17 protein-coding genes are annotated in these 18,518 nt (G+C 34.8%); 14 read left to right on the forward strand and 3 right to left on the reverse strand.

Annotated elements, in window-relative coordinates:
* The first annotated feature begins 2 nt into the window (after window positions 1-2).
* The 7 genes from SPD48_RS05840 to SPD48_RS05870 all read left to right on the forward strand — a co-directional run bounded on the left by SPD48_RS05840 (window position 3) and on the right by SPD48_RS05870 (window position 9,971).
* Entirely contained in the window at window positions 3-1,502 is a 1,500-nt protein-coding gene (locus tag SPD48_RS05840) for a tripartite tricarboxylate transporter permease (protein ID WP_336257147.1), read from the forward strand.
* A gap of 15 nt (window positions 1,503-1,517) precedes the next feature.
* Window positions 1,518-3,305, forward strand: coding sequence for an L-fucose isomerase (locus SPD48_RS05845; protein WP_336257148.1), 1,788 nt, complete (start codon window positions 1,518-1,520; stop codon window positions 3,303-3,305).
* Window positions 3,306-3,333: 28 nt separating this feature from the next.
* The gene (locus SPD48_RS05850; protein ID WP_336257149.1) at window positions 3,334-4,347 is read left to right on the forward strand and encodes a sialidase family protein; all 1,014 of its coding nucleotides are present in this window, start codon (window positions 3,334-3,336) and stop codon (window positions 4,345-4,347) included.
* A gap of 17 nt (window positions 4,348-4,364) precedes the next feature.
* Window positions 4,365-5,288 carry a dihydrodipicolinate synthase family protein gene (locus SPD48_RS05855; protein WP_336257150.1) on the forward strand — a complete coding sequence of 308 codons (924 nt, stop codon included), beginning with the start codon at window positions 4,365-4,367 and terminating at the stop codon, window positions 5,286-5,288.
* Window positions 5,289-5,459: 171 nt separating this feature from the next.
* The gene (locus SPD48_RS05860) at window positions 5,460-7,115 is read left to right on the forward strand and encodes a ribulokinase (protein ID WP_336257151.1); all 1,656 of its coding nucleotides are present in this window, start codon (window positions 5,460-5,462) and stop codon (window positions 7,113-7,115) included.
* A gap of 621 nt (window positions 7,116-7,736) precedes the next feature.
* A complete protein-coding gene (locus SPD48_RS05865) occupies window positions 7,737-8,882 on the forward strand; it encodes a CdaR family transcriptional regulator (protein WP_336257152.1) in 1,146 nt (381 codons plus the stop codon).
* A 108-nt stretch (window positions 8,883-8,990) separates the two neighbouring features.
* Window positions 8,991-9,971, forward strand: coding sequence for an LLM class flavin-dependent oxidoreductase (locus tag SPD48_RS05870; RefSeq protein WP_336257153.1), 981 nt, complete (start codon window positions 8,991-8,993; stop codon window positions 9,969-9,971).
* Between the two features lie 168 nt (window positions 9,972-10,139).
* Here the strand turns inward: SPD48_RS05870 and SPD48_RS05875 are convergent, their stop codons facing one another.
* Window positions 10,140-10,730 carry a hypothetical protein gene (locus tag SPD48_RS05875; RefSeq protein ID WP_336257154.1) on the reverse strand — a complete coding sequence of 197 codons (591 nt, stop codon included), beginning with the start codon at window positions 10,728-10,730 and terminating at the stop codon, window positions 10,140-10,142.
* A 222-nt stretch (window positions 10,731-10,952) separates the two neighbouring features.
* Here SPD48_RS05875 and SPD48_RS05880 point away from each other — a divergent pair, with 222 nt between their 5' ends.
* Complete coding sequence (locus SPD48_RS05880; RefSeq protein ID WP_336257155.1) at window positions 10,953-11,900, forward strand: carbon-nitrogen hydrolase family protein; 948 nt, start codon at window positions 10,953-10,955, stop codon at window positions 11,898-11,900.
* 53 nt (window positions 11,901-11,953) lie between these two features.
* Here the strand turns inward: SPD48_RS05880 and SPD48_RS19915 are convergent, their stop codons facing one another.
* On the reverse strand, window positions 11,954-12,097 hold the full coding sequence (locus tag SPD48_RS19915; RefSeq protein ID WP_442962120.1) for a hypothetical protein: 144 nt from the start codon (window positions 12,095-12,097) through the stop codon (window positions 11,954-11,956).
* Window positions 12,098-12,470: 373 nt separating this feature from the next.
* Here SPD48_RS19915 and SPD48_RS05885 point away from each other — a divergent pair, with 373 nt between their 5' ends.
* The 6 genes from SPD48_RS05885 to SPD48_RS05910 all read left to right on the forward strand — a co-directional run bounded on the left by SPD48_RS05885 (window position 12,471) and on the right by SPD48_RS05910 (window position 17,300).
* Window positions 12,471-12,680, forward strand: coding sequence for a helix-turn-helix transcriptional regulator (locus tag SPD48_RS05885; protein ID WP_336257156.1), 210 nt, complete (start codon window positions 12,471-12,473; stop codon window positions 12,678-12,680).
* Window positions 12,677-13,099, forward strand: a complete 423-nt coding sequence (locus tag SPD48_RS05890) for a hypothetical protein (protein ID WP_336257157.1) — start codon at window positions 12,677-12,679, stop codon at window positions 13,097-13,099. Before SPD48_RS05885 ends, SPD48_RS05890 begins: the two co-directional genes overlap by 4 nt.
* A 290-nt stretch (window positions 13,100-13,389) precedes the next feature.
* A complete protein-coding gene (gene rbsK, locus SPD48_RS05895; protein ID WP_336257158.1) occupies window positions 13,390-14,313 on the forward strand; it encodes a ribokinase in 924 nt (307 codons plus the stop codon).
* A gap of 81 nt (window positions 14,314-14,394) precedes the next feature.
* Window positions 14,395-15,327, forward strand: coding sequence for a nucleoside hydrolase (locus tag SPD48_RS05900; RefSeq protein WP_336257159.1), 933 nt, complete (start codon window positions 14,395-14,397; stop codon window positions 15,325-15,327).
* An 83-nt stretch (window positions 15,328-15,410) separates the two neighbouring features.
* On the forward strand, window positions 15,411-15,863 hold the full coding sequence (locus tag SPD48_RS05905; RefSeq protein WP_336257160.1) for a VanZ family protein: 453 nt from the start codon (window positions 15,411-15,413) through the stop codon (window positions 15,861-15,863).
* A gap of 156 nt (window positions 15,864-16,019) precedes the next feature.
* Window positions 16,020-17,300, forward strand: a complete 1,281-nt coding sequence (locus tag SPD48_RS05910) for an amidohydrolase (protein WP_336257161.1) — start codon at window positions 16,020-16,022, stop codon at window positions 17,298-17,300.
* A 106-nt stretch (window positions 17,301-17,406) separates the two neighbouring features.
* Here the strand turns inward: SPD48_RS05910 and SPD48_RS05915 are convergent, their stop codons facing one another.
* Window positions 17,407-18,405 (reverse strand): LacI family DNA-binding transcriptional regulator, encoded by a 999-nt coding sequence (locus SPD48_RS05915; RefSeq protein ID WP_336257363.1) that lies wholly within the window; start codon window positions 18,403-18,405, stop codon window positions 17,407-17,409.
* Window positions 18,406-18,518: the final 113 nt, after the last annotated feature.

An 18,518-nucleotide genomic window follows, 5' to 3' on the forward strand; every position in this document is an offset into this window, starting at 1 on the left:
CAATGGAAAATATATTATTAGCATTAGAAACTGTTCTGACTTTTAGCAATATAATGTTGATAGTTCTCGGCGTTCTAATGGGAATTATTGTCGGAGTTTTACCAGGGTTAACAGTGACAATAGGCATTGCATTATTATTTCCTATTACATTTTCATTTGATGGTATCTCGGGAATTCTTATGCTTTTAGGTGTTTATATTGGAGCAGTGTATGGAGGTTCTATTCCGGCAATTCTATTAAATATCCCAGGAACTCCTGCATCAGCCGCTACAACATTGGAAGGACATCCAATGGCCAAACGTGGTGAAGCAGGACGTGCCTTACAAATTTCAACTCTTTCATCAGGTGTAGGTGGGATCATTAGTAATATTGCTTTAATATTTATAGCACCATTTTTAGCTGCGTTTGCTTTGAATTTTAGTGCTCCTGAATATTTCGCATTGGCGATTTTCGGTATAAGCATTATTTCTAGTGTCTCTGGGGATTCTGTCATAAAAGGGCTGATTGGAGGAACGATAGGCTTACTTATCGCTACAATTGGTATTGACACGGTAACTGGTTTTACAAGATTTACTTTTAATCAAACGTATTTACTTGGTGGGATTGATTTTATCCCTATACTCATTGGTCTTTTTGCGTTTGGACAAACATTAATTACATTAGAAGAAAATTATGGACAAAAAATAAAGAAAACAGTATATAAGATGAAAGGATTTTTCCCTTCTAAAAGTGACATAAAGAAAACGAGTGGGACAATGGCACGTTCCGGGATAATCGGTACTATAGTTGGAGCTATACCTGGAACTGGTGGAGATATCGCAGCTTTTGTATCCTATAATGAGGCAAAGCGATTTGCGAAAGACAAAGAGGAATTTGGAAATGGGTCAATCGTTGGACTTGCCGCTCCTGAAGCTGGTAATAATGCAGTGACAGGAGGAGCAATGATTCCAATGACAACGCTTGGAATTCCGGGTGACTCTGTAACAGCAATAATTTTAGGTGCGTTAATGATTCAAGGTTTACAACCTGGTCCTTTGCTATTTAAGGAACAACCAGAACAAATCTATGGTATTTTTTTAGGTCTACTTATTGCAAATATATTACTAATTGTTTTTGGATTGTTAGGGATTCGTCTGTTTGCAAAAGTGATTAATTTGCCAGATTATGTGATGACTCCAATTGTATTGCTATTATGTTTGATTGGCTCCTTTGCAATTAATAATAGCTTAACTGACGTGTTAGTAATGGTCATTGCAGGCTTTATAGGTTATTTTATGTTGAAACTAAAATTTTCCATGTCTCCAATTATTTTAGGGTTAATTCTTGGACCAATGATTGAAAGTAATTTAAGAAGATCACTAATTATGTCAGAAGGAGACTGGACAATTTTTGTTACTCGACCGATTAGTTTATGTTTCCTAATCTTAACGTTACTTGCGATCTCTTCCCCTATGATTATTAGTAAAATAAAACAAAAAAGAAATAAATCGATAACAAATTAATGGAGTGAACAATAAATGATAGACAAACTTGTAGGAACTTTACCGAAAATTGGTATAAGACCAATTCTAGACGGAAGACGTCGTGGAATTCGCGAATCTCTAGAAGAAAAGACAATGAAAATGGCGCACGAAATCAAGAATTATTTGGAGACAGAATTATGTTATCCCAATGGTGAAAAAGTTGAATGTATTATAGCTGATTCGACAATCGGTGGTGTATTGGAAGCAGCGAAATGTGAGGAGAAATTTTCTAAAGAGAATGTAGCAATTTCGATTAGCGTTACACCTTCTTGGGCATTTGGTTCTGAAACAATTGATATGAATCCCATTCGAATTAAAGCTATTTGGGGATTTAATGGAACAGAGCGCCCTGGAGCAGTTTATTTAGCTGCGGCACTGGCTGCTCATAATCAAATTGGAATGCCAGCATTTGGGATATACGGCGAAGAAATACAAGACTTGGAAGATCATTCTATTCCTAAAGATGTTAAAGGGAAATTACTCCAATTTGCAAAGGCTGGACTAGCTGTAGGATTAATGAAGGATAAATCCTATTTAGCAATGGGAAGTATATCCATGGGTATATTAGGTTCGGACACTCAAGCATCTTTTTTTCAAAAATACTTAGGAATGCGTAATGAATACATTGATATGACTGAATTTATTAGAAGAATTGATAATGGAATTTATGATCAAGATGAATTTCAGAAAGCAAAAAATTGGGTCCTGGATTATTGCCAAAAAGGTGAAGATTTAAATGCAGTAGATAAAAGACGTTCAAAACTGCAAAAAGAGCAGGATTGGGATTTTGTAATTAAAATGTTCTTAATCGCTCGAGATTTAATGGTTGGTAACTCAAAACTTGCTGAAATGGGTCATGTAGAAGAAGCAGAAGGTCACAATGCTTTAATCAGTGGTTTTCAAGGACAAAGACAATGGACAGACCATTTTCCAAATGGAGATTTTATGGAGGCCATGCTTAATACAACTTATGATTGGAACGGAAAACGCGAACCCTATTTAATAGCTACAGAAAATGATAGTTTAAATGCTGTTTCCATGTTATTTGGTCATCTTCTCACAAATACTGCGCAGCTATTCGCAGATGTGAGAAGTTATTGGAGTCCTAAGTCTGTCTCAAGAGTATGTGATGGGTTTGAACTTGGTGGAAAAGCTAAACATGGAGTCATTCACCTGAAGAATTCTGGTGCAGCGGCATTAGACTTTGCAGGAGAGCAAACGATAAATGGGCTACCGGCTGTAAAACCTTTTTGGGAAGTTTCTGATGAAGAACATAAAGCAGCCCTAAAAACAACGAAATGGTATCCTGCATCAACTGAATATTTCCAGGGTGGAGGTTTCTCTTCTCAGTTTTATACAAATCAAGAGATGCCAGTAACGATGTGCCGAGTTAATATTGTTGATGGATTAGGTCCTGTTTTACAAATTGCGGAGGGTTATACGATCAATTTACCGGAAGAAGTAAATCAAGTGTTAGATGACCGTACTGACCCAACTTGGCCTTCCACTTGGTTTGCACCAATTCTTACTGGTAAAGGTGCTTTTAAAGATGTTTATAGTGTGATGAATAATTGGGGTTCGAACCATGGTTCGATAAGCTTTGGGCATATAGGTAGTGATTTAATCACGCTTGCATCCATGCTTAGAATACCTGTGAATATGCACAATGTTGATGAAAATAAAATCTTTCGACCGACAGCATGGAATTCATTCGGAACAAACGATATAGAGGCTGCGGACTATAGAGCTTGTGCTAATTACGGACCAATTTATGGTAAATGATTAAATGCAATGGAAAGAGTGAATGTAAATGAAACTCATTAAAAAAGAATTTGTGTTTCATCCCGATAATCCATATTTTAATGTCTGCCATGCTTCAACTATTTGTTTATTACCGAACAATGAAATGTTAGCTGCTTGGTTTGGAGGTACTAAAGAGGGTTCTGATGATACTGCAATTTGGATGTCACGACAAAAAGAGGGAAAATGGAGCCAACCATATAAAGTAGCCTATGATGTAAAAGAGCCTCATTGGAATCCAGTTTTTTATCAACAAAAAAACGGTCCCATTTACTTATTCTATAAAGTCGGAAAAGATATAAGTAAATGGTCTACAAAAATTCGCCAATCAAATGATAATGGGATTACTTGGACAGACCCAAAAGAACTTGTGCCAGGAGACTTTGGTGGACGCGGGCCTGTCCGTAATAAAGCAATTACTTTATCGAATGGTGATATTATTAGTGGAGCTTCTTTAGAAAGAGGGATTTGGTATGCTTTTGCAGATAGCTCTACCGCTCAATTAGACTATTGGACTAAGAGTAATCATATTCAAATTGAAGGAATTGATTATGACGGCGAGAAAACCGTTAACTATAGTGATATTGAAGTGTCCGAACAGTCTTTTTATGGACGTGGAGTTATACAACCAACCCTTTGGGAATCAAAGTATGGCCACGTCCATATGTTATTAAGGAGTACTGAGGGTTTCATTTATCGAAGTGATTCGAATGATTATGGGAAAACATGGTGTAAAGCTTATCAAACATCATTGCTAAATAACAATAGTGGAATAGATGTAGTAAAAACAATAAATAATGAACTGTTACTTTGTTACAATCCAATAGGAGAAAATTGGGGAAAAAGAACTCCGTTAAATATATCTATCTCAAAGGATAATGGTGAAACTTGGGACCATATATTTACATTAGAAAATGAGTCTGGTGAATATTCCTATCCTGCAATCATTGCAGAAGACGGACGAGTAATTGTCTCATATACATGGAACCGCCAATCAATCGTAGTAGCACAGTTTCATTTATAGCAGCAGGAGGAGTAAACGTGATAAAAAAAGAATTTCCAGGCGGAGTATGGCCTGTAATGTTAACCTTGTTTACAGAAGATAACAAAATAGATTATGAAGCGATGGAACAATTAATTGAATGGTATATAAGAAATGGTGTAGACGGACTGTTTGCTGTCTGTCAATCTAGTGAAATGTTTTATCTATCAGATGAGGAAAGTTTAGAACTCGCAAAATTTGTTAAAGAAAAAGTAAATAATAGGATTCCTGTAATTGCTTCAGGAAATACAGCATCTAACTTAAATGATCATATCATTCAAGTTAATGAGATGGCTAAGACTGGTGTAGATGCTGTCATTTTAATTACAAATAGATTTGCACAAGAGAACGAAAGTGATGAAGTATTTTTAAGTAATATATACGCTTTGCTTGATCAAATACCTGAACATATTCCACTTGGATTTTATGAATGCCCCTATCCCTATAAAAGAACTATATCACCAGAAGTATTAGATGAAATAGTGAAAACAGAAAGATTTTATTTCTTAAAAGATACATGTTGTGATATAAGCGAAATAAATGAAAAATTGAAAGTCTCTAAAGATTCTAATTTAAAAATATATAATGCGAATACTGCTACTTTACTAGAATCTTTAAATAGTGGTGTAGATGGATATAGTGGAGTAATGGCCAACTTTCACCCAGACCTTTATGTATGGTTAACAAATAATTTTAATAAAGATAAAGAATTAGCTAGTAAGCTTCAAAATGTTTTGAGCATGTGTGCCTTGATTGAATTACAAAATTACCCTAAAAATGCAAAATATAATTTACATTTTGAAGGTATTAACTGTAATATTTTAACACGCGTGAAAAAAAATCAAACCTTAACTAACACGCAGAAGCTAGAAATAAGACAACTTTTCGATCATTTAAAAGCATATAGAGAAGTATTATTCTAATAGAAAAATTAAATCAAGGTCCATTTTTAAAATATTAGATTTGTTAACGAATCCTATTAGGTTATTAAAACTATCTCAAAATAGAATTCGACCTTTGGAATCTTTTTCATGAAATAATGTATGAATTAATTGTTTTAAGAGGACTAGCAAAATACAAGGGGGAATACTTGAATGAGTAATAAGTATGTCATTGGTATAGATTTTGGTACTGATTCAGGCAGAGCACTCTTGGTAGATACAAAGACGGGAGAGGAACTAGCTGTCTCGGTTCATTCTTATGCGCATGGAGTTCTAGATGAGTATCTTCCTGATGGTACACTCTTAGAAAAGGATTGGGCATTACAACATCCTAACGATTATTTGGATGTTTTAATTACAACAGTAAATGAGGTATTAAAACTATCACGTGTCAATGTGGAAGATGTAATTGGTATAGGGATTGATTTTACATCGTGTACAATGTTACCTCTTGATCACAATGGAGAGCCACTTTGTACACAGAAAGAATATTCTAGTCGCCCTCATAGTTGGGTGAAATTATGGAAGCACCACGCAGCACATAAAGAGGCTGAACAGATAACAGCGATTGCTAAAGAAAGGGGAGAAAACTTTCTAGCTCGCTACGGAGGGAAAATCTCTTCGGAGTGGATGATTCCAAAAATATTACAAATTATTCATGAAGACATGGAGATTTTTGAACAAGCAGACCTTTTTATGGAGGCAGGTGATTGGCTTGTCTATAAATTGACTGGAAATCTTGTCCGTTCGAGTAACACTTCAGGATATAAAGCTATGTGGAGCTTAAAAGAAGGATATCCAGACAATGATTTTTTCAAAGCGGTACATCCTCAATTAAATAATATAGTTGATACAAAATTAAGAGGAGAGGTGAGATCGGTTGGTAAAAAAGCAGGAGGTCTTACCCCTCAAATGGCTGAGAAAATCGGTCTTAAGCCAGATACTGCTATAGCTGTTAACATAATTGATGCACATGCAGCAGTACCAGCAGTTGGAGCAGTTCAGCCTGGACAATTTGTTATGGCTATTGGAACATCTACTTGCCATATGCTTATTACTGAACAAGAGACACTTGTTGAAGGAGTATGCGGAACTGTGGAAAATGGTATTATACCTGACTATATTAGTTATGAAACCGGTCAAGTAGCTGTAGGTGATTCCTTTTCTTGGTTTGTTGAAAATAGTGTACCTCATCATGTTTATCAAGCGGCTGTTCAGAGCAATATCTCCGTACATGATTATTTAGAAAATAAAGCGGCAGCGATTTCTCCAGGAGAAACTGGATTAATTGCGATGGATTGGTGGAATGGTAATCGTTCTGTTTTAGTTGATCCTAATCTATCTGGGTTAATTTTAGGGTTTGATTTAACAACCAAGCCTGAAGAAATTTATCGTGCTTTAATTGAGTCTACCGCATTTGGTACTCGTAAAGTAATTGAAAATTACCAAAAGAATAATGTGATTGTTAAAGAGGTTTTTGCCTGTGGTGGAATACCTCAAAAAAACAACTTGTTGAATCAGATATACGCAGATGTTTTAAATTGTGAAATAAAAATAGCTGATTCTTCCGAGATAACTGCTTTGGGAGCTGCAATGTATGCTGCCACTGCTGCAGGGAAAGAAAAAGGTGGATTTAATTCCATAAATAGTGCTGCTCAAAAAATGGCGAAAGTAAAAAAGGAAACGTTTCGTCCAATCCCTGAAAATGTAGAGGTATATAATAAATTATATCAGGTTTATCAAGATGTTCATGATTATTATGGCAAATATAAGCCCGAATTAATGCATGAATTAAAATATCTAAAATAAGTGAATAACTAATCGCTATATTTAATAAAGACTGTGATAATTTTTGACTTTAAAATTACGCAGTTTTTTTGTAAATTATAATATTTTTTGTTGATATAGATACAACTACATAGTGAAGAGCATCTAGCATGAATAAACAGTTAATCAAAAATAGGTGTCTACTAAATTATCACAATTAGTTTGTTATTATCTGAATTTATCTACCTAAGCGGTTGACCATTATTATGTTGGTGCTCTAGCCAAAATTGCTACAGAATAAATGAAAATTTAAAGTTTGTTATATATTTGAATTGGATCGGACTGTAGCTATAGAGCTTCGAGAAGGGATATTCTTGTCAATTGATTTAAGCAGACATCATTTAGTAGATTTACATTTAAGAAATCATCCCACAGGAGCTGGTAGATCGTAGACTTCAATGGGATTATTTTTGTTTTAACAGAAAGTGTTTTATTAAAAATTACGCCTATTGGAAAACTTTACCTTTGTACAATGTGTGGCATGAATGTTGTAAGGTTATTCATTAAGTTGTATAATAATTAATAAATTTTATACGTCCTTTATCTCAAAACAATAAAACTGAAAGAGAATAAATATTATTCTTGGCGAGAGGGGGAAAGGGATTGATAATTACAACAGATATCGCTCGGCCGATTGTCGACCAAATTATGAAGGCCATTGATTACAATATAACAATAATGAACCATAAAGGTATTGTCGTAGCAAGTACAAATGCGAAGCAAATTGATAAACCTCACTTAGGTGCTTTGAAAGCACTTGAGCTAAAAAGTAAAAGTATTACTGAACCGATTAATTCAGAGCTTACTGATTTTACTGAAATAGAAGTAAATGTACCGATAGAAGTAAATAACGAAATTGTAGGAGTCGTAGGAATCACCGGCAATTCAGATTGTATAGATAAATTTATTCATATGATAAAAATAACAGTGGAAACATTATTGGAACAACAAGTGATGATTGAACAGTTACGATTTAAGCGTACGGCATTAGAAGAGTGGGTTCAAAATATTATTGACACGGATTATCACAATATACCTATTTTAGAATCAAAGGCTGAATACTTTAATATTGATATCACTATTAGTTGCTGTGTGTTTGCGATCGAAATAAAAGATTTTAATCAAGCAGTATTTGATTTTGAAACGTTACATCAAAACGAAGCGCGGATTATTAAAATGTTACGAATGTATTTTCCTTATAGTTTTTTTGCGACATTTTTAGGAAAGGATCGTTTCATCATAGGATTGCCTGAGAAGAATAAAAAAGATATGGAACGATTTGTTGAAGTGGGAAGAGAGATAAACAGGCAATTAGAACAAGAAGGATTAACCAGTTATATTGGTATCGGCAGTGCAAGTGAAGGGATTTTAGGATACCGGTCTAGTTATCTTGAGGCATTGCAAAGTATTGATATTTTAAAGCAAGTGAGATCTAAAGATAAAGTTGCTCATATTAATGAATGGGGTATTTTACGTTTATTAGCGCAAATCCCGTCTGACTTTCGGTGTTTATATTTGGATCAGTTTTCCAAAAGAATGCCAGCATTAAGTTCTGAATTGGAGGAGACGCTAGTCGTCTATTTAGAAAATGAATTGAATATTAAAGAAACTGCTGTTATATTACATATTCACCGGAACACATTAATCTATAGATTAGATAAAATAAAAGAACTTTGGGGACTCGATCCAAGAAGTTTTCATGATGCTGTGAAGTTACAGGTAATTAATTTGATAAAAGAATTAAAATAAGAATACATTACTATTTGAAATGCTCTTAGCAGAATAAAGCTGTAACGATATTCTCTTCCGTTTAAATAAAACAGTATCCTGTATAATCGTTATTATGGGAGTGATTATATGGAATTAAGTATATTGGATCAATCACCGGTTTCCACGGGAAAGTCACCTCGAGAGGCTTTACAGACTTCCATCAAACTTGCTAAATTAGGTGAAGAACTAGGGTATAAACGGTATTGGATTGCAGAACATCACGATCTTTTTGGGCTTGCTTGTCCTAATCCAGATGTGATGCTCGGTGTGATTGGTGCACATACCAATACTATTCGAATTGGTGCGGGAGCTGTTTTGCTGCCATATTATAAGCCGTTTCGTGTTGCAGAAACATATAATTTATTGCAAACGTTATATCCTGGAAGAGTAGATTTAGGACTTGGACGTGCACCAGGTGGATCTGCTGAAGTATCGATTGCTTTATCAGATAATTATCTAAAACAAGTAAATGAATATCCAAAACAAATTGATGAATTACTTCATTATTTGCATGAACGGTTTCCGAAAGATCACCCATATGGAAAAATCTCCGCTGCACCAATTCCAGAACAGCCGCCAGAAACATGGATGCTAGGAACGAGTGAAAAAAGTGGCATTCTAGCTGCACAAAAGGGTTTGAATTATGCATTTGGACATTTTATGACTGATTTTGATGGTCCTGAAATTGTGAGAGCATATCGTGATAGTTTTACAAAAGGAAAAGTGATGGTTGCCATTACTGTTATTTGTGCGGAGACTTTGGAAAAAGCTGAAGAATTGGCGCTAAGTAATTTTGTTTGGAGACTCCAGCAAGAGAAGATGATTGAAAATTGTAAAATTCCATCAGTGGTGGATGCACAAAACTATCCGTTCACAGAAGAAGATGAAAGAAAAATAGAAAAAATGAAACAGAAGATGATAATTGGTGATTCGTCTAAAGTGAAAGCAGAGATTTTAACATTAAATGAGCTGTATAAAGCCGATGAGATGATGATCGTAACGATTACACATGAGGAAGAAGCAAAGTTCACTTCGTATCGCTTACTTGCAGAGGAGTTTAATAGATAAATCTTTGGAGTATTTTATTCAAACCAATTTACATGACTAAATGGAAATTTATCGCCGCTAGTTAATTTCTGTTTATTTTAAAGTCATATAAATTTAATTACGTTTAAAGGTGGATAATAACAAAAAGAATTATAAATAGTAAGTAGGGAAGGAATAAGGAAAATGTCGTTATGCTTGTTTCCTTTCTTCCTTTTCAATTATATGTGTAAACACATTAAACCAATCTTTCGCTTCTTCGTCCTTTATATATTTTAAATCAACTGGCAAGTGTGATGTGTGAAATACTAAGTCTAGTGTAGTTGCTTGTATGTCGTCGATAAGAATAGTGAGTCGAACTTCTTTTGCCATTCTAAAATCATTTGATTTTTTCCACATAGCTGGACTAGAAGTGGAATTATCATATACTTTCCCACCGATTAGTTCCCTTTTTAATTTACCTGATCGAGAAGCAGTCTTAATTGTGTGACCGTCGAGTTTGTAGTTGACTTGAAAAAGTTCATCATACGGGATGATTTTATATTGGAGTGTTTGATGTTGAAGGATAAAAAACCAAATTTGCTTATTAACTGTATCATTTATTAGATCAAAATGAGGTCCACTATAAAATTTATTTACATGAATGTCTTTTTGTTTAATTAATAGATCAACCATTTTTGTCTTTTGATACTTGTATTTGTTTTCACTCTTTTTTAACCAGAAAATGAATGTGAAACAAAACGTTGCAATACTAAAACAGACAATAATTGTCGTTCCATCCACATCGGTTCCCCCCTTGAAAGTGAGTCGTCATTTCTACTATTATCATACCCTAATTTTGGTAATATTACCCATTAACTCTGAGTATTATATTTTATATTTTGTATAGTATATGATTTGAAAAGATAATAATTAATATGTGAAAGAATGGCAGTTTAGGATCTTTTTTACTTTCTAATCGATTACGTATAAAATAAGACTTAAATTGTAAGGGGGCTGGTAAAAGTGGATAGAGTTTCGGAATTCAAAGTTGCAGTTATTCAAGCTGGTTCGGTTGTTATGAATAAGGATGAAGGGATAAAGAAGACTGTTCGTTTAATTGAAGAAGCGGGAAAGAATGATGCAAAAATTATTGTATTTCCTGAAGCTTTTATTCCTGCATATCCACGTGGTATGTCTTTTGGAGCGGTAGTCGGATCACGTACAGAGGAAGGGCGGCAAGATTTCTTCAAGTACTGGAACAATTCTATTGCGGTTCCTAGTCCTGAAACGGAGATTATTGGGAAAGCGGTAAAGCAAGCAAAAGCTTATGTCATTATTGGAGTGATCGAAAAGGATTTACATAATGGCACCCTTTATTGCACGGCGTTATTTTTTAATCCAGATGGTGAATTGTTAGGGAAACACCGAAAGTTAAAACCAACCGGTTCCGAGCGACTCATTTGGGGGGAAGGTGACGGAAGTACTTTACCTGTTTTTGATACTCCATATGGTAAATTAGGGGCTCTAATTTGTTGGGAGAATTATATGCCACTTGCACGTGCAGCAATGTATGAAAAAGGAGTCGAAATATACGTCGCACCAACTGCGGATGGGAGAGACACTTGGTTTGCATCCATGCGCCATATTGCTGCTGAAGGAAGATGTTTTGTCTTATCCTGTAATCAATATTCCACGAAAGATATGTATCTAAAGGAGATTACGTCACGAAACGAATTCGCTGGACTCCCAGATGAGTTGACTAGGGGAGGGAGCTGTATCGTCGATCCGCTTGGAAACTTTATTGTGGAACCAGTTTTCGGAAAAGAAGAAATTATTTATGCGGATATCGATTTAAATAAAATTGTAGCTGCCAAATTTGATTTTGATGTAGTTGGTCATTATGCTCGTCCCGATGTTTTCCAGCTAGTTGTAAATGAAGAAGAGCAGAAAAATACGATTTGGAAACAGTAGGATACATAAGATTCTAAAGTATGTTCTTATGGTAATTAAAAAGACATATAAATCTACTTAGGATAATATGTCTTTTTTATTTTTAAATATGCCGCATTTCCTGTTCCGGCTGGGAATGGAATATTTACTGTATTTCCTTCCCCTTCTCCTTCACCAACTTGATCGACAAATCCAGTGTCAGGTGGAAAACTCTTGATGACGAATAATACATCTGGATCATCAGGCTCTCACCTGTTCGATTTTAGTAATCGAACTACTTATCCATTTCAGATGTTGCATGCCGACCAATATATTTGCAAGGTTATGCAAAAATATTATTTGATTTTTTTATGATAAGAGAATAGTTTACAAGCCAATTTTATAATAGATATCCAAAGATATTTTTAATTTCCTTTCTGAGCTAACGGAACTGTCAACATATCTAACTCAACGGGATAGCCAAATAATAAAGGGTATTCTGATTATCGTGTGGAAATAATATCATTGAGTGTAAAGATTTCTTTACACTCAATTGTTTTTTTTGTTATAGTATATGTAAAGATATCTTTACTTTTATTTGGAGGGCGATTAATGAAGGTGATTAACTATATTCGAGAAATCCGCCAAAAAAAGGGGATAACTCAAGTTAAAATGGCTGAAGATCTACAAGTTACACGTCAAACTATTAATGCAATTGAAAAAAATAAGTATAATCCCAGTCTCGAATTAGCATTAAAAATAATTGCATATTTTGATGTGCCAATTGGTGAAATATTTATTTTAGAGGAGGATGACAAATGAGTGTAAAAGCTGAGGAAAAATGGGGAACTATTTTAGCAAAATGGACTCCATTCTTTATAATTACTTGTACGTTTTTAGGTGCTGTTCTGGGTTCATTTCTGATCTACTTTTTTCAAGGAGAGTTTCCGTATGAAGTGCTTATAGGTGGTTTGATAGCTACTATTATTTTGACAGTAATTGAAGTAATTAAACAAAAAGTAAAAAAAGATAATCTTCCTGAAGCAGATGAACGAGTCATTCATAATGTATTCCGTTTTTTCGCATATGCGTCACATATTTTCTTAGCTATTTTGTTTATAGCTTTAGCAGTTTTCACTCTTTTAGGAAACGAGTCGATTTCAATTTTGTACCTATGGATCTTTTTCTTTTCATATGTGTGGATTGTAGGGATAGGTGCTTTTATTATTAAAAGAAGATAATAGGATTTAATAAAACACCAAGTATTAAATTACTACTGATTGTAAGGGATTTGATGTAAAAGTGACATCAGCTTATTGTCCCAATCGCCTAGTGTGTTAGTTAAATCAATTCTATATATCTATTGGATGGTAGACAGCCAATCTGATAGTCGCTATTGGTGGACATAATTTTAAAAAATATGATAGATTTAAACACGTTATAAAACTCTACATAGCATGTATATATGCTAAGGTGCAAAAAATGGGATAGAATGTAATTCATTTCATAGATGATAATTGGAGGATAACTAATGGAAAATGAAGTAGTTGTAATAGGTAGTATTAATATGGATTTGGTAATGGATGTGAAGCAGAGACCAGCCGGTGGTGAAACGACAATGGGTGAGTCTTTTTTTACCAATCCGGGAGGAAAAGGGGCCAATCAAGCTTTTTCTGCTGCAACTATTGGTGGAAATGTAACGATGCTTGGATGTGTAGGCGATGATTTATTTGGAGAACAGCTTTTAATTAATTTAAAAAATATCGGTGTCAATACGGAATATATACAAAAAATTGATGGTGAAACTTCCGGGATTGCAATGATTACGGTTGATCAAAATGGAGAAAATAGCATTATCGTAGCGCCTGCCGCCAATAATAAAGTAACTCCTCAGTATATTACTCTACATGAGCATGTCATAAAGCGGGCGAAGGCGATTCTTATCCAACTTGAAATTCCATTTGAATCAGTTGAAAAGAGTATTGAGATAGCGAAGAAATATCATGTTCCCGTGTTACTTGATCCAGCTCCGGCACAAGAGCTGCCAGATCATATGTTAACAAAGATAGACTATATTTTGCCGAATGAAACAGAATTGGAACAATTAACAAATAGGAAAATTGTTGATCAGAAAACTGCAATTCAAGCTAGTCAATTGTTAATTAGTAAAGGTGTGAAAACAGTTATTTCTAAATTAGGGAAGGACGGCGTCATCATTTGCCAGAATGATAGAGCTGAATGGATAAAAGGATATGACGTTCATGCAATTGACACAACTGGAGCGGGAGATGCATTTGCTGGTGCTTTTGCGACTAAATTGGTTGCAGGTCTTGATGTAAAGAGCAGTGCAAAATATGCAAATGCTGTAGGTGCTCTTACCGTTACAAAAAAAGGTGCTCAATCTGCAATGCCAAATAAGGAAGACGTACAAGTATATATACAATCACAATCCTAACACGTATAAGGATAAAGCATTTTGTGTTTTGTAAAAGAGAAAGGTACTACTGTAATCATCATTCTTAAAGAGGTGAAGTGAATGGAAAAAAAGAAAGTTATTTTAGATGTTGATACAGGAATTGATGATGCTCTAGCAATTGCTTATGCAACTAAATCAAAATGTCTTGATCTATTAGGGATAACAACCTGTTTTGGAAATGTGCATGTAGAAGATGCTACCCGTAATACTCAGTTTGTTTTGCAGTTATTAAAAGAAGAAACCCCAGTTTATCAAGGTTCTGAAAGACCATTAAGTGGGAAAGAACCGTATTTGGAAGTAGCGAAGAAAATCCATGGAAATGATGGATTGGGAAATCATCTACAAGACAAGGGATATGCACAGCATCATCAGGAAGAAAAACATGCAATTGACTTTGTGATCGATACCGTCAAAACATATCCGCATGAGATTACTCTCATCTTCGTTGGTCCGTTAACCAATTTAGCAAGGATAATAGAAAAGGATCCGGAGATTATTCATCTGGTGAAAGAAGTTGTTATTATGGGCGGAGCAGTCACTGTACCGGGAAATGTTCGTTCTTATGCAGAGGCTAATATTTTTTCTGATCCAAACGCTGCAAAGAAAGTACTTCAATCTAGTTTACCGATTACGCTTGTTGGCTTAGATGTAACGATGAACACACTACTTCCTAGAAATTCGGTTGATCAATGGTTGAAAAATGAAAATGAGGTTTCACAATTTTTTGCGGGAATAACAAATTATTATATTGATGCCTATGAAAATTTTCAGCCGGGGATTGGTGGTTGCGGGTTGCATGATCCGCTCGCAGTTGGGGTGGTAATTGATCCGTCATTTGTAGAAACAAAATCGATGTATATTGAAGTAGAAACTACAGGTGACATGATTGGAAAAACATCTGTAGCTACCGAGGGAACCAGTAAAATTAATGTCTGTTTAAAGGTAGAAGAAGAACGGTTTTTACAACACTTTATGAAGACTTTGGAATTTTAAATGAGAATATGAATGTGCTCTATTCCTATTATTAAAGAGATAGAGCACTTTTTTCAATTTTATTGGATAGGCGTGATTAATATATGTTTACAAAAGACAAGAAAGTGATCGCTTGGTTTCCGGCCGTTATATGGATGGGAGTTATTTTTTATTTATCTCATCAGCCAGCTCAGACTTCCAGTGAATTAAGTTCGGGAATGACGGACTTGGTCGTTCATTTTCTCGCAATTTTTTTCCCGCTTGAATTTGATGTTGAGAGTATTCATTTTTATATAAGGAAAAGTGCACATTTTACCGCCTATTTACTATTGGGTATGTTCGTTTTATTCGCCCTTCGCCAAATGAGATGGAAAAGATTAGTGATAGCTGTCTGTATTTGTGTGTTGTATGCGATGTCAGATGAATTTCATCAATTGTTTGTCCCGGGAAGAAGTGGCGAAATAAGAGATGTGTTCATTGATAGCATTGGTGCATGTGTTGGGATTGGTGGATACTATATTGGTTCGAAGATAGTAACTTTCTTAAGAAAAAAGTAATTGTTTATTATTTTTATAGGTTTCAATCTATGTTATTTAAAAGTTTTCACAGGGTATAGAAGTATATAATTACTATTTTCACATGCATTTAGGGTATTTTTGCTTATAGCAAACTATCAGAGCAAAGGATGAAGTAATGAAAATGGAGGGATAAAAATGGATACATTACGATTAGCTAAAGAGATAGAAGACTATGTAATTGATATCCGTAGAGATCTACACGAACATCCCGAGATAAGTATGGAAGAAGAGCGGACAATTAACGTCGTTACTAGTGAATTGAAAAAGATGGGAATTGATTACGAAATTGTTCCTCATGGTGGAGTAATTGGATTTATCGAAGGAGATCAATCGGGTAATACGATTGTTTTACGGGCTGATCTAGATGCGCTACCAATGAAGGAAGCAACTGATAATTTAACTCAAGAAAAAGTAGTCGTATCTAAAAATGATGAAGCAGCACATATGTGTGGGCATGATGGACATACAGCGATGTTATTAGGTTCGGCAAAAATTTTATCTAACCATAAAGATCAACTTAAAGGGAATGTTTTACTAGCTTTTGAACAAGGGGAGGAGGAAGACCAAGGGATTTACAGAATACTAAAACGGTTAGTAGAAATTGGTGCAGATGGAGTATGGGGAATTCATTTAAAAAACGATATTCCAACTGGAAAAATTTCTGTCGATCCAGGTCCCCGAATGGCTGGTTTATTTGAATTTGATTTAATTATCCATGGGAAAAGTGGTCATGGTTCCCGTCCAGATTTAGCGATTTCACCAGTTGCTTGTTTCATCGATTTTTATGAAGATTTGCAGGCATTCCGTGTAAGAAAGTTGAATCCCTTTGAACCTATTACGTTTTCAGTGGGAAGTATTCAGGCTGGCTCATCCGCAAATGTGATACCTGATGATTTGCGATTTAAAGGAACTGCAAGATATTTGCAAGAAGAACAAGGGGAGAAAGGGTTACAAGAATTTATTCGATTATTGGGTGAAGCCTGTCATAAACATAACTGTCAATATGAATTTGTGAAAAAACCTGTTCCTGTAGATGTGTTCGTTTATAATGATGAAACGTGTTCAGAAATTGCGGCGAATTCAATATCCGATGCGATCGGAAAAAATAGTGTGACTAACTATTATGCATGGATGGCTTCCGAACCATTTGGTTTTTATCAAAACTATTTTCCAGGTGTTTTTGCCTTTGTCGGCATCCAAAATCATGAAAAAGGCGTAGGAGCAGAACATCATAATGCTCATTTCGACATTGATGAAGATGCTCTGAAATATGGAGTAGCTGCTACAATTCAATATACGTTGGATTTTTTGAACTATGAAAAAGAAATTACTTTTGATAAAGAAACACGTGATGTGAAGCATTTATTTAAAGATATGAATTTTGAAATATATGAGCCTGAAGAAAAGGAGAATTAGTAATTTGTACGTTTATAAAGCTTATTCGTTTTAAATATAATACTGAATAATAAAAGCGAAACGTCAACATTTAATGAGTTGGTTTCGCTTTTACATTTCAGTCTTTTTATTTGAATAATTCATTAACAGGTCCACATGATTTTCTGATGGAAAGTACCGGGTTCATTTTTTTAACAGAAGGGTATAATTCTTTATTTTCCACATATTCGATGATCGATCGTACAATTTCTTTTGCCAATTCATCGACAGGAACACCGATACTTGTTAGTGGTGTTTCCATATTAGCCATTTGTGGGATGTTGTCATAACTAATAACTGAAATATCATCTGGAATACGTAATTTTCGTTCTTTAATCCCTCGAATAATTCCTCCGCTTATATCGTAACTACCCCCAACAATTGCAGTTGGCCGCTCATCAGTATCTAATAAATTAGATACAGCAGTATATCCATCATACCAATCAAGACCTTTTGTATTAATGAGAAATTCGTCTTTTACCTTCAGGTTATATTTGTCCATTGCTTTTTTGAAACCTTTATATTTCTGCATTTGCATCGAATCGATTTCAGAAAAATCACCTAAATAAGCGATATGATGATGACCCAACTCGGCTAAATAGCAGACTGCTTCATCCATTGCTTGGCCATGATTTGCATCGATAATTGGGTAATTGCTTTGTTCCTTGTTTGAAACTCCATACACAAGAAGCGGTATATTTGTTTGCTCCATTTTCTTCTCGATATTTTCTTCAAATAAAATGACACCATCTACTTGAAATCGTCTAAAAGTATCGAGTGAAGCAGGAATAGGATCGACAGAGAGAATCATTGAATATGGAGTTTTGCTAATTTCTTTACTAATATTCGTAACTAAGGTTGATAATACAACACGTTCAATCGTTGGCCAAATGAGACCGATAATTTGGGTTTGCTTAGAAACAAGGCGTTGGGCCGCAAAGTTTGGCTCGTATCCCATTTCTTCTGCAATTTCAATAATTCTTTTTTTCGTTGCCGGTTTAACAAGTGGACTATTATTCAGTGCTTTTGAAACAGTTGAATAACTGACTCCCGCTATTTTGGCAATATCTTTAATCGTTACATTCATTTCTTTCACCAAAATTCCTTTAATTAGAGTACTTATTTAACTTCTTATAATATCACATATTAACAACGTTTTCAGTTTTTGTTTTCAAACTCAAATAGTATTGTCATGATTTA

The organism is Pseudogracilibacillus sp. SE30717A (assembly GCF_037071985.1).
Classification (GTDB): Bacteria; Bacillota; Bacilli; order Bacillales; family Amphibacillaceae; genus Pseudogracilibacillus.

Coding starts and splice junctions, on each gene's coding strand:
- SPD48_RS05840 (WP_336257147.1), top strand. CDS start 3: ATGGAAAATATATTATTAGCATTAGAAACTGTTCTGACTTTTAGCAAT.
- SPD48_RS05845 (WP_336257148.1), top strand. CDS start 1,518: ATGATAGACAAACTTGTAGGAACTTTACCGAAAATTGGTATAAGACCA.
- SPD48_RS05850 (WP_336257149.1), top strand. CDS start 3,334: ATGAAACTCATTAAAAAAGAATTTGTGTTTCATCCCGATAATCCATAT.
- SPD48_RS05860 (WP_336257151.1), top strand. CDS start 5,460: ATGAGTAATAAGTATGTCATTGGTATAGATTTTGGTACTGATTCAGGC.
- SPD48_RS05870 (WP_336257153.1), top strand. CDS start 8,991: ATGGAATTAAGTATATTGGATCAATCACCGGTTTCCACGGGAAAGTCA.
- SPD48_RS05885 (WP_336257156.1), top strand. CDS start 12,471: ATGAAGGTGATTAACTATATTCGAGAAATCCGCCAAAAAAAGGGGATA.
- SPD48_RS05890 (WP_336257157.1), top strand. CDS start 12,677: ATGAGTGTAAAAGCTGAGGAAAAATGGGGAACTATTTTAGCAAAATGG.
- rbsK (WP_336257158.1), top strand. CDS start 13,390: ATGGAAAATGAAGTAGTTGTAATAGGTAGTATTAATATGGATTTGGTA.
- SPD48_RS05900 (WP_336257159.1), top strand. CDS start 14,395: ATGGAAAAAAAGAAAGTTATTTTAGATGTTGATACAGGAATTGATGAT.
- SPD48_RS05905 (WP_336257160.1), top strand. CDS start 15,411: ATGTTTACAAAAGACAAGAAAGTGATCGCTTGGTTTCCGGCCGTTATA.
- SPD48_RS05910 (WP_336257161.1), top strand. CDS start 16,020: ATGGATACATTACGATTAGCTAAAGAGATAGAAGACTATGTAATTGAT.
- SPD48_RS05915 (WP_336257363.1), bottom strand. CDS start 18,405: ATGAATGTAACGATTAAAGATATTGCCAAAATAGCGGGAGTCAGTTAT.